The 14,934-nt window shown below is 66.3% G+C and carries 11 protein-coding genes; 9 read left to right on the top strand and 2 right to left on the bottom strand.

Annotation, left to right across the window (positions count from 1 at the left end):
• Positions 1–86 precede the first annotated feature (86 nt).
• Both AC07VL_RS15215 and AC07VL_RS15210 read right to left on the bottom strand, forming a co-directional pair.
• Positions 87–1,928 carry a DUF6600 domain-containing protein gene (locus AC07VL_RS15215; protein ID WP_494806607.1) on the bottom strand — a complete coding sequence of 614 codons (1,842 nt, stop codon included), beginning with the start codon at positions 1,926–1,928 and terminating at the stop codon, positions 87–89.
• A 128-nt stretch (positions 1,929–2,056) separates the two neighbouring features.
• A complete protein-coding gene (locus AC07VL_RS15210) occupies positions 2,057–2,698 on the bottom strand; it encodes a LysE family transporter (protein WP_494806606.1) in 642 nt (213 codons plus the stop codon).
• Positions 2,699–2,889: 191 nt separating this feature from the next.
• Between AC07VL_RS15210 and AC07VL_RS15205 the strand changes: the two genes are divergently transcribed.
• The 9 genes from AC07VL_RS15205 (at position 2,890) to ccoN (ending at position 14,920) form a co-directional block, all read left to right on the top strand.
• A complete protein-coding gene (locus AC07VL_RS15205) occupies positions 2,890–3,837 on the top strand; it encodes a DUF808 domain-containing protein (RefSeq protein ID WP_494806605.1) in 948 nt (315 codons plus the stop codon).
• Positions 3,838–3,922: 85 nt separating this feature from the next.
• Entirely contained in the window at positions 3,923–4,357 is a 435-nt protein-coding gene (gene yiaA, locus AC07VL_RS15200) for an inner membrane protein YiaA (RefSeq protein WP_494806604.1), read from the top strand.
• A gap of 92 nt (positions 4,358–4,449) precedes the next feature.
• The gene (locus AC07VL_RS15195; protein WP_494806603.1) at positions 4,450–6,510 is read left to right on the top strand and encodes an EAL domain-containing protein; all 2,061 of its coding nucleotides are present in this window, start codon (positions 4,450–4,452) and stop codon (positions 6,508–6,510) included.
• Positions 6,511–6,694: 184 nt separating this feature from the next.
• The gene (locus AC07VL_RS15190) at positions 6,695–8,365 is read left to right on the top strand and encodes a methyl-accepting chemotaxis protein (protein ID WP_494806602.1); all 1,671 of its coding nucleotides are present in this window, start codon (positions 6,695–6,697) and stop codon (positions 8,363–8,365) included.
• A 37-nt stretch (positions 8,366–8,402) separates the two neighbouring features.
• Complete coding sequence (hemN, locus tag AC07VL_RS15185; RefSeq protein WP_494806601.1) at positions 8,403–9,851, top strand: oxygen-independent coproporphyrinogen III oxidase; 1,449 nt, start codon at positions 8,403–8,405, stop codon at positions 9,849–9,851.
• Between the two features lie 14 nt (positions 9,852–9,865).
• Positions 9,866–10,633 (top strand): sulfite exporter TauE/SafE family protein, encoded by a 768-nt coding sequence (locus tag AC07VL_RS15180; RefSeq protein ID WP_494806600.1) that lies wholly within the window; start codon positions 9,866–9,868, stop codon positions 10,631–10,633.
• A gap of 10 nt (positions 10,634–10,643) precedes the next feature.
• Complete coding sequence (locus tag AC07VL_RS15175; RefSeq protein ID WP_494806599.1) at positions 10,644–13,073, top strand: heavy metal translocating P-type ATPase; 2,430 nt, start codon at positions 10,644–10,646, stop codon at positions 13,071–13,073.
• A gap of 2 nt (positions 13,074–13,075) precedes the next feature.
• Positions 13,076–13,255, top strand: coding sequence for a cbb3-type cytochrome oxidase assembly protein CcoS (gene ccoS / locus AC07VL_RS15170; protein WP_494806598.1), 180 nt, complete (start codon positions 13,076–13,078; stop codon positions 13,253–13,255).
• 237 nt (positions 13,256–13,492) lie between these two features.
• Positions 13,493–14,920, top strand: coding sequence for a cytochrome-c oxidase, cbb3-type subunit I (gene ccoN / locus AC07VL_RS15165; RefSeq protein ID WP_092799053.1), 1,428 nt, complete (start codon positions 13,493–13,495; stop codon positions 14,918–14,920).
• Positions 14,921–14,934 lie beyond the last annotated feature (14 nt).

Below are 14,934 nucleotides of genomic sequence, written 5' to 3'. Positions count from 1 at the left end.
GCCCCTTTTCCTCCGGCATGCGATGAGCTGCCGTTTTCGCGGCCTGAACGCCCTCCTGGCGCGACCAGGCGCGCCGGCGGCGGCCGTCAGCGCTCCGCTTCCTGCGGCCGGCCGTTTCGGCCGGGGTTGCCCCGTTCATTATTGCGCTCGTTGTTGCGCTCGCGCGGCGGGTTGGCGCGCTCGGCACTGCGCGCCTCCTGGGCGGGGCGGGCCGCCGGCGGTGGCGGGGCCGGCCTCGGCACCGCTGCCGGCGCCGGGGCCGGTGCTGCCGGCTGCGGCATCTCGCGGCGCGGGCCATGCTCGCGCTCCTGGCGCGGCGCCTCGGCCGCGCGCTCGCGCTCCATGAACGGGCGCTGCGCTGGCCGTTCCTGTGGCGCCCGCTCCTGGAACGGCCTTTCCTGCGGCGGCCGTTCGGCGCGGGGACGCTCGTCGCGCGCCCGCTCTTCGCCCCGCCACCCGGGCTGGCGCCCCACGTGGTCCTGCACGGGCGGCAAGGCGGGCATGGCCGGCATCACGGGCTGGGCCGGCACGGGCGGCTGCGGCGGCGAGACTGGCAGGGACGGCCGCTGCGGCATGGGCGGGCGCGACGTCTGGCCATCGTCCGTCTGCAGGCGCCCGGGGCGGTTGACCCAGTCGCGGCGGGGTGCATTATCCGCACGCGGCACGGCGGCGGGACGCTGCCAGCTGGAAGCCGGCGGCGGCGCCGTGCTCAAGGGCAAACTTTGCATGACGGGCGGCGGCATGGTGGTGCGGTTGCGGCGCGGCACGTCGACCGTGCGCTGGCCGCCAAAACGCTCGCCGGGCAACATGCTCATGCCATTGCGGCGTTCCGCTTCGCCCGCCACCGGCCGGCGCCCGTCCGCGTAGCGGTTGATGCGGCGCTCGTAATCGCTGCTGGCGCGGTAGCCGGGCACGTAGCGGTCATGCGGCGAGAGGGGGAACCAGCCCACGCCCGGGCGCGGTCCCGGATGCGGACCATGCTGCAGCCCGTTGCCGCCGACCCAGCCCACCAGGGCCGGCGCCCACGCTGCGCGCACGCGTTCGCGTCCCGGCGCCCAGCCCCAGCGCTGGCCGCGCAGCACCCAGCGGCCGTAATGCGACGGCGCATAGCCCCACGGTGCATTGTCGACCCAGGTCCAGCCCCACGGCGCGATCCACGTCCAGCGCCCGTCGCTGTACGGTGCCCAGCCCGGCGGCACGGCGCTGGGCAGCCACAGGGGACCATATTCCGCATCCTCCTGCCAGGCGCCGTAGCGGTCCAGCTCTTCATAGCCGGTCGTATCGTCCGTGACATAGCGCAAGGCCGGCGTGGCGACGGGCAAGGCTTCGGGCCAGTCGTCGAAGGCAATCCTCTGCAGGCTGCCCGTGCGCACTTCCTCGTCCGTCAGTTCGGCGCGCTTGCCAGCGCGCAAGGTGACGCTGGCCGTCGCGCCATCCACGTCGGCCACGCCTTCGAGCACGCTGACGACGCTGGTATCGGGCTGGCGCCCCGCATCGATGCGCACCCAGCCCGGCTGCGTCAGGGTCACGCGGGCCTGGGCGGTGGTCAGTTCCAGGCCGCGCAGCGCGTCCGGGCTGCGCACGCGCACGCTGACGCTGCCATAGCCGAGGTGCAGGCGCAAGCGGTCGTCATCGAGTTCGCTCACTTCCAGCTCGGAATCGCCGTCGAGGCGCACGGCGGCGCCGCCCACGCGAAACTCGGCCAGCGCGCCGCGCAGGGTGGTCAGGCGGTTATCCGTCGTGACGGGCCAGTTCAGCAGGGCGTTTTGCGCCTCGCCATCGCCGGCGCGCACCAGCACCTGTCCTTCGACGGTGGAGATGCGGCCCACGCGGGAAGGCGGGTCCTGCGCCAGGGCGAAGGAGCATGCCGACGCCAGCAGCACGGCACAGACGGTGTTCAACAGGGGGAAAGACAGGGTCGGACGCATGGCAGCGCTCCAGGCAGGACAAGGGGAGAACGGTAGCCCATTACAGCGCGATCACGGCCGCGCCACAAGCAGGCTTACAAATGTTTGCAATTCGGATAAGATGCAACAGTTCCCGCCCGAAGGCAGGCTCAACTGGCAGCGTGGCTGCCGCGCTTGACGAAGAACAGGGCCGTGCCGACGGCCATCAGCAGGCCGCCGAAGAAGCGGTTCTGCTTTTTCACGGCGCGGGCATCGCGGAAAAAACGCTGCATGGACGAGGCCAGGAAGGCGTAGCCATGCATGACGAGCAAGTCGATGGTGCACATGGTCACAGCCAGGATCAGCAGCTGCGGCAGCAGGGGCGCCGTGGGACTGATGAACTGCGGCAATACCGCCACCATGAAAATGATGCCCTTCGGATTCGTCACATTCGTCAGGAATCCCGTCAGCACGCGCCGGCGCAGGGATGGCAGCACGGCCGCCGCATGCAGGTCGCCCGCCACCGACACCCTGGCGCGCCATTGCGACAGGCCCAGGTAGATCAGGTACAGCGCGCCCACCGTCTTGACGATGTTGAACGCCACTTCGGAAGCGAGCAGCAGGGAACCCACGCCGGCACCGGCGATGCCCAGCACGACCAGCAGCCCCAGCTGCAGGCCGAGGATGGTGCCGCTGGCCTTTCTGACGCCGTAGGACAGGCCGTGCGACATCGACAGCACGGCGCCCGAACCGGGCGAGACGGCGATGATGGAAGCGGCGAAGACAAAGGCGATCCAGGTGGCGAAATGCATGCGGTTTCCGAAAATGGTGACGAGAAGCAATTTTAACCCGGCCCGTGCGGCCTTGCCGGCCATCCCTGGGGTAAGATCGCATGCATGCCTGAGCTGCGCTTTTCCTTGCCGTACAACCAAGAATAACATCATGAAAAACAACACTTTACTCGCTTCGCCATTCCCTGCCACCACTGCGGGAGCGCGCTGAGATGGCCGGCTCCAGCCTGCTGGCCCTGCTCGACGACATCGCCAGCATCCTCGATGACGTTTCCCTGATGACCAAGGTGGCCGCCAAGAAGACGGCCGGCGTGCTGGGCGACGACCTGGCCCTGAATGCGCAGCAGGTGGCCGGCGTGCGCGCCGAGCGCGAACTGCCCGTCGTCTGGGCCGTCGCCGTCGGTTCGCTGAAGAACAAGGCCATCCTCGTGCCCGCCGCGCTGGCCATCAGCGCGTTCGCGCCGTGGGCCATCACGCCGCTCTTGATGGTGGGCGGCGCCTACCTGTGCTTCGAGGGCTTCGAAAAGCTCGCGCACAAATACCTGCACCCGGACGACAGCCACAAGGCCGAGCTGGCGCAGGCCCTGCGCGACCCGCAGGTGGACCTCGTCGCGCTGGAAAAGGACAAGATCAAGGGCGCCATCCGCACCGACTTCATCTTGTCGGCGGAAATCATCGTCATCGCCCTGGGCACGGTGGCCACGGCCACCTTCGCCGAGCAGGTGGCCGTCGTCGTCGGCATCGCCATCATCATGACGGTGGGCGTGTACGGCCTGGTGGCGGGCATCGTCAAGCTCGACGACGCGGGCTTTTACCTGTCCGCGCGCAAGGGCGCGGGCGCGTTGATGCAGGGCGTGCGGGCGTTTGGCCGCATGCTCGTGTCGGCGGCGCCGAAGCTGATGAAATTTCTCTCCGTGGTGGGCACCCTGGCCATGTTCATGGTGGGCGGCGGCATCCTCACGCACGGCTGGCCGTGGGCCAGCGCCATGCTGCACCACGCCGAGCAGGCCGTGGCCGGCGTGGCCCTCGCCGGCCCCGTGCTGGCCGCCGTCACGCCCAGCCTGATCAACGCCGTGGCGGGCGTCATCGCGGGCGGCCTGGTGCTGGCCGGCGTCACGGCCGTGTCGGCTTTATTGCGCCTGGTCAAATCGCGCAAATAAGCTTTCTGGTCTGATGGAGCGGCAGGCGCATCCGTGCCTGCCGCCCCGGCCCTGCCGGCGGCGCCTGCCCGTCCATGGAGCCCCTATGCAGACACCCCCCATCCAACGTCCCAGCAGCGCCTTTATCGGCGCTTCCTGGCTTGCCCTGCTGATCGGCATCCTGACTTACCTCGCCGGCCTGTGGAACGCCACCATGGCGCTCAACGAAAAGGGCTATTACTTCACCATCCTCATGTATGGCCTGTTCGCCGCCATCTCGCTGCAGAAGTCCGTGCGCGACCGCGCGGAAGGCATCGCCGTGACGGGGATCTATTTTGGCCTGTGCTGGATTTCCGTGCTGCTGGCCTTGCTGCTGCTGACGGTGGGCCTGTGGAACGCCACCCTGCAGAACAGCGAAAAGGGTTTCTATGCCATGGCTTTTTTACTCAGCCTGTTTGCCGCCGTGGCCGTGCAAAAGAACGTGCGCGACGTGGCGCGCGGCGCCGCACCCGCCACCCCGGCCGAGACAACGGGAACCTAGCGGCCGCCCGCCTGTCTATGTGGTATCCGGGCGGGGGAAGGGCAATGAGCGACCAGCAGAAACGTTTACAAATGGCATTGGAAGCGGCGCACATGGCGATCTGGGATTCGCGCATCGTCGATGGCCAGGTCCTCGACGGCACGGTCAGCTGGTCGGCCAGGGGCGCCGCACTGCTGGGCCTGGAGGAACGCGCGCTGACGCAGCCCTTCCACGCCTTCCTCGGCTGCGTGCATGCCGGGGACCGCGACAAGGTGGTGGCCGTGCTGCAGGAGGGCGTGCGCCAGCGCGACGGCTACGCCCTGCAGTACCGCGTCGTCTGGCCCGACGGCAGCGAGCACTGGCTGGCGGCCAAGGCGCAGGTATTCATGGACGCGGCCGGCCATCCCGAGCGCACCCTGGGCATCATCTGGGACATCACCGAGCACATGGCGCGCGAGCTGATGATTGCCGAGCGCAAGGAGCTGGCCGAAGTGACGCTCAGTTCCATCGGCGACGGCGTCATCACCACCGATCCGCAGGGCAAGACGCGCTACCTGAACCGCGTGGCCGAGCAGTTGACGGGCTGGAGCAATGACATGGCGCAGGGCCTCGATATTTTCCAGACCCTGCCGCTGGTCGATGAGCATACGGGCCAGCCGCCCGAGCACGTGGCCCTCAAATGCCTGCGCCTGCGCCAGGCCATCGGCATGTCCACGCACACGCAGCTGGTCGCGCGCGAAGGCCGGCGCATCGCCATCGAGGAATCCGCCGCGCCCATCTGGTCGCGCGATGGCGACATCCTCGGCGCCGTCGTCGTCTTCCGCGACGTCAGCCACGAACGCAAACTGAGCCAGCAGTTGTCGTGGCAAGCCACCCACGATGCGCTGACGGGCCTGATCAACCGGCGCGAATTCGAGCACCTGGTGGCCGGCGCCCTGCACACGGCCAAGCAGGACGGCCACGTGCATGCGCTGCTGTACCTGGACCTGGACCAGTTCAAGGTCATCAACGACACCTGCGGCCACGCCGCCGGCGACGTGCTGCTGCAGCTGCTGGCGAAGATGCTGCAGGGACAGATGCGCGACAGCGACATCCTGGCGCGCCTGGGCGGCGACGAACTGGGCGTGCTGCTGCCGCACTGCCCGCTCGACCATGCGCGCCTGATCGGCGAGCAGCTGCGCCTGGCCGTGCGCGAATTCCGCTTCGCCTGGGACGAACGCAGCTTCGAGCTGGGCGTGAGCATCGGCATCGTGGAAATCAGCCAGGACAGCAAGTCCATGAGCGAGCTGCTGAGCGCGGCCGACCAGGCGTGCTACCTGGCCAAGGAGCAGGGCCGCAACCGCCTGCACGTGTACCAGGAATCGGACGTCATGCTGGCGCAGCGGCATGGCGAAATGCTGTGGATTTCGCGCCTGAACGAAGCCTTCACGCACGACTATTTCCGCCTGTATGCCATGCCCATCGTGCACCTGCGCGACAGTCCCGAATACCACGACGAAGTGCTGATCCGCATCCGCAACAGCAAGGGCGACCTGATCCTGCCCGGCGCCTTCATCCCCGCCGCCGAACGCTACGACATGATGCTGTCCATCGACCGCTGGGTGATCCGCGCCGTTTGCCACCACATCCAGAGCGTGCGCGACAGCCTGGCGCCGCTCGAAGCGCTGGCCGAAAGCCGGCGCCGCGCACCGGCCCTGTATTCGATCAACCTGTCGGGCATGTCGCTGGCCGACACGGGCTTGCAGGACTACATCACCGGGCAGTTCGTGCACTACGCCATCGCGCCCGAGCAGATCTGCTTTGAAATCACGGAAACGGCCGTCATCGCCAACCTGCCCAAGGCGCAGGTGTTCATGCACAAGCTCAAGGCGCTGGGCTGCCGCTTCTCGCTCGACGACTTCGGCAGCGGCTTTTCCTCGTTCGGCTACCTGCGGGCGCTGCCCGTCGACTACCTGAAGATCGACGGCGTCTTCGTGCGCGACATCGCCACGAATGCCATCAACCGCGCCATGGTCAAGGCCATCAATGAAGTGGGCCACGTGATGGGCCTGAAAACCGTGGCCGAATACGTGGAAGACGCGGCCACCCTGGCCGTCATCCGCGACCTGGGTGTTGATTACGCGCAAGGCTATGCCGTGGGCAGCCTGCGCCCGCTGACGGCGGGCGTGGATTAAGCGCAGCAGGCAAGCAGTACCTTTAAAACCATGCCGCATTGCTATCGCTAAATGCGTGCAAGCACGACCAATCTGGAGGATTTTGATCTACATCAATAAATTTGCCTAAGCGACTCCTTACACTGATCTCCGTTCTTGCAATCGTGCAAGTCTTACTCATTTAACAGATCAGGAAGCCGCGACCATGCGCCAAAATTTGCCAGTGACTAACCGTGAAGTCCTCGTCTTGGACGACCAGGCCATCGTGTCGAAAACGGATATGAACGGCAATATCGTGTATGTGAATCCGTACTTCAGCCAGGTCAGCGGCTTCAGCGAGGCTGAGCTGCTCGGTTCGCCGCAGAACATCGTGCGCCACCCGGACATGCCGGCCGAGGCATTTGCCGACCTGTGGGCGTCAATCCAGGCGGGCACGCCATGGACGGGCCTGGTCAAGAACCGCTGCAAGAACGGCGACTTCTACTGGGTGCGCGCCAACGTCACGCCCATCCGCGAAGCGGGCAAGACCATCGGCTACATGTCCGTGCGCGTGAAGGCCGACAAGGACCAGGTGAAGGCAGCCGAGGAAGCGTATGCGGCCATCCGCAGCAAGGAAGGCGGCAAGATCGTCATCAAGAACGGGCAGATCGTGCGCCCGGGCCTGGCGCACCTGCTGCACAGCCTGACGCACATGTCGCTCAACCTGCGCATCTGGGCGGCGACGTCCATCGTCAACTGCCTGCAATTGCTGGTGTGCATCATCAGCCTGTTCGCCAGCGGCGGCAAGATCACCAATTACGCCATCTTCGGCGCCACCCTGTTCGGCTTCCTGATCAACGTCTTCCTCTGGTACACCTTGCGCATGTCCGTGCTCAATCCGCTGGGCAAGGCCCTCAACGGCGCGCGGGCCATCGCCGCCGGCGACCTGTCGGGCAGTTTCGAGACGGACAGCACGGATGAAATGGGCCAGCTGCTGCGCGCCCTGCAGCAGATGAACAGCAACCTGATCGCCACCATCCGCGACGTGCGCATCAACGTGGAAACCATGGCCGTGGCCACCAAGCAGATCGCCGTCGGCAATATGGACCTGTCGGGCCGCACGGAATCGCAGGCCGCCAGCCTGGAAGAAACGGCCTCGAGCATCGAGGAATTCTCGTCCACCGTGAAACAGAATGCGGACAATTCCGTGCAGGCGAACGAGCTGGCCGTGGCCGCCTCGAAAGTGGCCGTGCAGGGCGGCGAAATCGTCGCCGACGTGATCACCACCATGGACGAGATCAACACCTCGTCGAAGAAGATCGTCGACATCATCGGCCTCATCGAAGGCATCGCCTTCCAGACCAACATCCTGGCCCTGAACGCGGCCGTGGAAGCGGCCCGCGCGGGCGAGCAGGGCAAGGGTTTTGCCGTCGTGGCGGGCGAGGTGCGCAACCTGGCGCAGCGCTCGTCCGTGGCGGCGAAGGACATCAAGCAGCTGATCGAAATTTCCGTCGGCAAGGTGGGCGCCGGCATGCTGCAGGTCAACCGCGCCGGCGCCACCATGGAACAGGTGGTCAGCTCCGTCAAGCAGGTAACGGCCATCATGCAGGAAATCTCGATTGCCTCGCGCGAACAGAGCATCGGCGTCGACCAGGTCAACCAGGCCATCGCCCACATGGACCAGGTGACGCAGCAGAACGCGGCCCTGGTGGAAGAAGCGGCCGCGGCCGCCACGCGCCTGGCGGAAGAAGCGGCCAGCCTGTCGCAGGCCGTGAGCCTGTTCAATTTCGGCAAGATGCCGCCACCGCGCCGCGTCGCCATGCCTGGCGGCAAATCGGGCGCTGCGGGCGCCGCGAATACCGGCAAGAGCGCCGGCCTGAAACGCCTGGCCGCCTGAGCTGGCGGCCCATTCCACTCAAGAATCGAAACACATCATGCCTACACTACTCAGCAGTGCTTCCGCCGACCTGGACGCCGTCGTCGAATTCGACCCGGCCATCATCGGCAAGATGAGCCAGTCCGGCCCCCGCTACACGTCATATCCCACCGCCGACCGTTTCCACGCCGACTTTGGCTACGGCAATTTTCTCGAAGCGCTGGCCGCGCTGCGCATGCGCGGCGGCCGCCGTCCGCTGTCGCTGTACGTGCACGTGCCGTTCTGCGACACGCTGTGCTACTACTGCGCCTGCAACAAGATCATCACGAAAGACCGCAGCAAGGCGGCCACCTATCTCAGCTATCTGAAACAGGAAATCGCCATGCAGGGCAAGCTGTTTGCCGGCATGAACCAGATCGAGCAGCTGCACTTCGGCGGCGGCACGCCGACTTACCTGAGCGAAAAGCAGATGGACGAGCTGATGACCCACCTGCGCCAGCATTTTGACTTCGCCTCCGATGAAGACGGCGAGTATTCCATCGAGATCGACCCGCGCACGGTGTCGCGCGAACGCGTGTTTTCCCTGCGCGCGCAAGGTTTCAATCGCATCAGCCTGGGCGTGCAGGATTTCGACGCCGACGTGCAGAAGGCCGTCAACCGCATCCAGCCCGAGGCGGAAACGGTGGCCATCATGCAGGCGGCGCGCGACGCGGGATTCCGCTCGATCAGCATCGACCTGATCTACGGCTTGCCCAAGCAAAACCTGGAGACGATGACGGAAACCTTGCGCAAGGTCATCTCCGCCAGCCCGGACCGCATCGCCCTGTACCACTACGCGCACATGCCGCACCTGTTCAAGCCGCAGCGCCGCATCCTCGACGCCGACATGCCCGACAGCGCCAGCAAGCTGGCCATGCTGGGCCTGTGCATCGCGCGCCTGACGGCCGCCGGCTATGTCTACATCGGCATGGACCATTTCGCCAAGCCGACGGACGACCTGGCCGTGGCGCAGCGCCAGGGCCGCTTGCACCGCAACTTCCAGGGCTATTCCACGCGCGCGGAAGCGGACCTGATCGCCTGCGGCGTGTCGGCCATCAGTTCCGTCGGCGCCGTCTACAGCCAGAATGAAAAGACGCTGGACGCCTACTATGAAAAGCTCGACGAAGGCGTGCTGCCGATCGCGCGCGGCATCAAGCTCGATACGGACGATTTATTGCGCCGTATCATCATCCAGATGCTGATGTGCAACTTCGAATTGTCGATCGCCACCATCGAGCAGGCCCACCCCGTCAAGTTCCGCAGCTATTTCGCCGCCGAGCTGGACAAGCTGCGCGAACTGGCGCGCGACGGCTTGCTCGTCATCGAGGAAGACTGGCTGACGGTGACGCCGAAAGGGCGCTTGCTGATCCGCAATATCTGCATGGTCTTCGACCGCTACCTGACCCTGGCGCGGGCGAATGCCACGCCGGACGCGCCGCAGCCGCTGCGCTACTCGAAAACGGTGTAAGACCGCGCGATGCGATGAATGCCCTGAATCTCCTGCCGCTGTTCCTCGTCGGCCTGGCCGGCAGCGTGCACTGCATCGGCATGTGCGGCGGCATCGTCGGCGCCCTGTCGCTGGGCGGCGGTGCGGCGGCGCCCGGCCGTCCCGTGATCGCCATCGCCGTGGCGCGCCCCACGCTGCCGGCCACCTTGCAATCGAACGTGCTGCGCGTGCTGGCCTACAACGGCGGGCGCATCGCCAGCTACATGCTGGCCGGGGGCATCGCTGGCGGCATCGCCGGCGCCGGCATGCTCAAAATTGCTACGCTGCAAGTGGCCGGCTACTGGCTGGCCAACCTGATGCTGGTGGCGTTGGGCCTGTACCTGATGGATGCCTGGCGCGGCCTGGCCCGCCTGGAAGCGGCCGGCAACGTCCTCTGGCGCCGCGTGCGCCCCTTGCTGAAGCCGCTGATGCCGATGGATAGCGTCGTCAAGGCGCTGGCCGTGGGCGGGCTGTGGGGCTGGGTGCCGTGCGGCATGGTCTACAGCGCCCTGCTGACAGCCATGCTGCAAGGCTCGGCCCTGCACGGCGCGGCCGCCATGGGCGCCTTCGGCCTGGGCACCTTGCCCATGCTGTTCGGCATGGGACTGCTGGGCACGCGCCTGCGCGCGCAGTTGCAGCGCCGTCCCGTGCGCCTCGCCTGCGGCGCGCTGGTGCTGGGCTTTGGCCTGCTGGGCCTGCTGCGCGCCGCGAATGGCGTCTCGCTGGGCTGGCTCGACGCCCTGTGCGTCACGGGCCATCCATGAAAAGAACCGTATGAATGCTGTCCTGAAACCTGCCGCCTGCTTCCATTGCGGCTTGCCCGTGCCCGCCGGTTCCGGCTGGAACGTCACCATCGACGAGGTGCCGCGCGCCATGTGCTGCCCCGGCTGCGAAGCGGTGGCGCAAACCATCGTCGATATCGGCCAGAGCGCCTACTACCGCGACCGCGACGAATACGCCGTCAACGCGGCCGGCGCCGCCATGGTGCCGCCCGAACTGCGTTTGTACAGCAATGACGACGCGCAATTCGCGCGCGACGCCAGCAGCTGCGAAGCAACGCTTTCCGTCGAGGGCATCCGCTGCGCCGCCTGCGTCTGGCTGATCGAGCGCCAGCTGACGCGCCTGCCCGGCGTGCAGGCGGCCAGCCTGAACGTCGCCACGGAGCGCCTGTACGTGCGCTGGAGCCGCGCCGAGTGCGAACCGGGCGACATCCTGCAAGCCGTGCGGCAAGTCGGCTACACGGCCTATCCGTACGATGCCGTGCGCCATGGCGAACGCCTGCAAAAGGCCAGCAAGACGCTGGGCCGCCAGCTGTTCGTCGCCGGCCTGTCGATGATGCAGGTGATGATGTACGTGGCGCCGTCCTACCTGGCGGCCGAGGATGGCACCCTGGACGACAGCATGGCCAGCCTGATGCGCTGGGCCAGCCTGCTCCTGACCCTGCCCGCCATCTGCTATTCGGCCATGCCGTTTTTCCAGGGCGCCTGGGCCAGCCTGCGCGCGCGCACCCTGGGCATGGACGTGCCCGTGGCGCTGGGCATCCTGGCCGCCTTCTTCGGCAGCGTGGTGGCGACGTTCACGGGGCGCGGCGAGGTGTATTACGACTCGGCCACGATGTTCATTTTTCTACTGCTGTGCAGCCGCTATTTCGAGCTGCAGGCGCGCCGCAAGGCCGCCTCCGCGCTGGAACGCCTGCAGCACGCCTTGCCCGCTTCCGCCTCGCTGATGGCGGGCTTTCCCGACAACCGCGCCACCACCCTCGTGCCGGCCGGCAGCCTGGCCGTCGGTGACGTGATCCTCGTCAAGCCGGGCGAGGCGATCGCCGCCGACAGCGTCATCATCGAAGGCTCGAGCGCGCTCGATTTGTCCCTGCTGACGGGCGAGAGCGCGGCCCAGCGCCGCAAGACGGGCGAGCGGGTGCCGGGCGGCGCCATCAACGCCAGCGCGGCGCTGATCTTGCGCGTGCTCAAGCCGGCGCGCGACAGCACCCTGTCCGACCTGTTGAAACTGATCGAGCGGGCCGGCAGCGGCAAGCCCCAAATCGCGCAGTGGGCCGACAAGGTCGCCGCCTGGTTCGTGCTGGGCCTGCTGCTGTTTGCCGCCGCCGTGTTCGCCTTCTGGAGCTGGCATGATGCGTCGCAAGCCTGGCCCGTGGCCATTGCCGTGCTGGTCGTGTCCTGTCCCTGCGCGCTGTCTCTCGCCACGCCGACGGCGCTGGCGGCCGCCACCGACAGCCTGCTGCGGCGCGGCGTGCTGATCGTCCAGCCGCACGTGCTGGAAACCCTGCACCGCGCCACCCACATCGTCTTCGACAAGACGGGCACATTGACCCTGGGCCGGCCCGTGCTGAAACAGACGGAGAGCCTGGGCAGCATGACGGAAGAGGACAGCCTGCAGGTGGCCGCCGCGCTGGAAGCGGGCAGCGCCCATCCGCTGGCACAGGCGATCCTGGCGGCGGCAGGCGAACAGGCCCGCGCGCATGCGCAGCAGTTGCAGGAAGTGCAGGGCCAGGGCCTCGAAGGCGTGGTCGACGGCGTGCGCTACCGCCTGGGCAATGCGGCCTTTGTCGCCGCCGTCGCCGGTCCGCCGCTGGGCGACACGGCCGTCGGCATGCAGGGCATGACGCCGCTGTACCTGGGCACGCAGGGGCGCTGGCTGACGCGCTTCCTGCTCAGCGACGCGCTGCGCCCGGAAGCGCGCGACGTCGTCGCATATTTCCACCGGCATGGCAAGCAGGTCGTGCTGCTGAGCGGCGACCAGGAAGCGCTGACGCAAGGCGTGGCGGCCGAGCTGGGCATCGCCACTGCCTGCGGCGAGTGCCTGCCCGACGAAAAGCTCGACTTCGTGCAGCAATTGCAGGCCACGGGCGCCGTCGTGGCCATGGTCGGCGACGGCATCAACGACGCCGCCGTGCTGAGCGGCGCCGACGTCTCCTTCGCCATGGGTTCCGGCGCCGCGCTGGCGCAAGCCCATGCGGACACGGTGCTGCTGTCGAGCCAATTGGTTTCCGTGCTGGATACAGCCAAGACGGCCGCGCGCAGCATGCGCATCATCCGCGAAAACCTGGGCTGGGCCACGCTGTACAATCTGACGGCCATCCCGGCCGCCGCGCTGGGCTTTTTAAACCCCTGGCTGTCCGGCGTCGGCATGGCCGCCAGCTCGGCGGTCGTCATCGCCAACGCCCTGCGCCTGCGGAAAGCCTGAACATGGAAGCACTGTATCTCCTCATCCCCTTGAGCGTCGTGGTCGTCTTCATCGCCTTGTGGGTGTATTTCACGGCCTCGGACAGCGGCCAGTTCGACGACCTCGTCGGACCGGGCCTGCGCGTGCTGCAGGACGACGATACGACGGCCAAGCCGGCGTCCGGCGACGCACCGCCCCCCTGATTTTTCCCGCACGGCGGGCGCCTTGCGCGCCAGCGCCCAAGCCTCTGTTTTGCCCCAGATCAAGCCCTGCTTGCAGGGATCTTGCATGGCTTTTTTTACCCAGATCGCGTTTTAAATCCATGCCACTTCACTACGCTTATTTCATCCGGGGAATTTTGATCCACATCAAAGTTTTTTAGCGGTCAAACACTTACTCTCTGGCCACCATCATAAATAGTAATTCCAGGGAGAGTCTTTGTGGATCAATCGCTGAACTATAACTACAAGATCGTGAAGCAATTCGCGGTCGCTACTGTGGTATGGGGCATCATCGGCATGCTGGTTGGCGTCATCATCGCCGCTCAGCTGGCCTGGCCTGCCCTGAACCTCGACATACCTTGGCTGACATACGGACGTCTGCGTCCGCTGCACACGAATGCGGTGATTTTCGCCTTCGGCATCTGCGGCCTGTTCGCCACCTCATACTACGTCGTGCAACGCACCTGCCAGGTGCGCCTGTTTTCCGACAAGCTGGCCGCCTTCACGTTCTGGGGCTGGCAAGCCGTGATCCTGTGCGCCGTCGTCAGCCTGCCCATGGGCTTGACGCGCGGCAAGGAATACGCGGAGCTGGAGTGGCCCATTTCCATCCTCATCGCCGTCGTCTGGATCGCCTACGCCATCGTCTTCTTCGGCACCTTGATCAAGCGCAAGGTCAAGCATATCTACGTGGCGAACTGGTTCTTCGGCGCCTACATCCTGGCCGTGACGATTCTGCACGTGGTCAATGGCGCCGTCATGCCGGCGTCGTTCACCAAATCGTATTCCGCCTATGCGGGCGTGCAGGACGCGATGATCCAGTGGTGGTATGGCCATAACGCGGTGGGCTTCATCCTGACCGCCGGCTACCTGGGCATGGTCTACTACTTCATCCCGAAACAGGCCGAGCGCCCCGTGTACTCGTACCGTTTGTCCATCGTCCACTTCTGGGCGCTGATCTTCACCTACATGTGGGCGGGTCCGCATCACCTGCACTACACGGCCTTGCCTGACTGGACGCAATCGATCGGCATGGTCTTCTCGCTGGTGCTGCTGGCACCGAGCTGGGGCGGCATGATCAACGGCATCATGACTTTGTCGGGCGCCTGGCACAAGCTGCGCACCGACCCGATCCTGAAATTCATGATCGTCTCGCTGTCGTTCTACGGCATCGCCACCTTCGAAGGTCCGATGATGTCGATCAAGACCATCAATTCGCTGTCGCACTACACGGACTGGACCGTTGCCCACGTGCATGCGGGTGCCCTGGGCTGGGTGGGCTTCATCACCATGGGTTCCATCTACTACCTGCTGCCGCGCCTGGCGGGCCGCACGCAGATGCACAGCACGCGCCTGGTCGACGTGCACTTCTGGGTGGCCACCATCGGCATCGTGCTGTACATCGCCGCCATGTGGATTGCCGGCGTGATGCAGGGCCTGATGTGGCGCGCGGTCAACCCGGACGGCACCCTGACCTACACCTTTGTCGAAAGCGTGAAAGCAACGTATCCGTACTACGTGGTGCGCGTGGCCGGCGGCCTGCTGTACCTGTCGGGTATGTGCATCATGGGCTACAACACCTGGATGACCTTGCGCGGCAGCAAACTCCCCGTCGCCCGCATTCCGGAACTGAACGCGGCGCACGCCTGATAGGAGCAAGAGCA

It is taken from the genome of Janthinobacterium sp. GW821-FHT03C08, from assembly GCF_059420905.1.
This window is presented reverse-complemented; position numbering and strand designations above follow the sequence as displayed.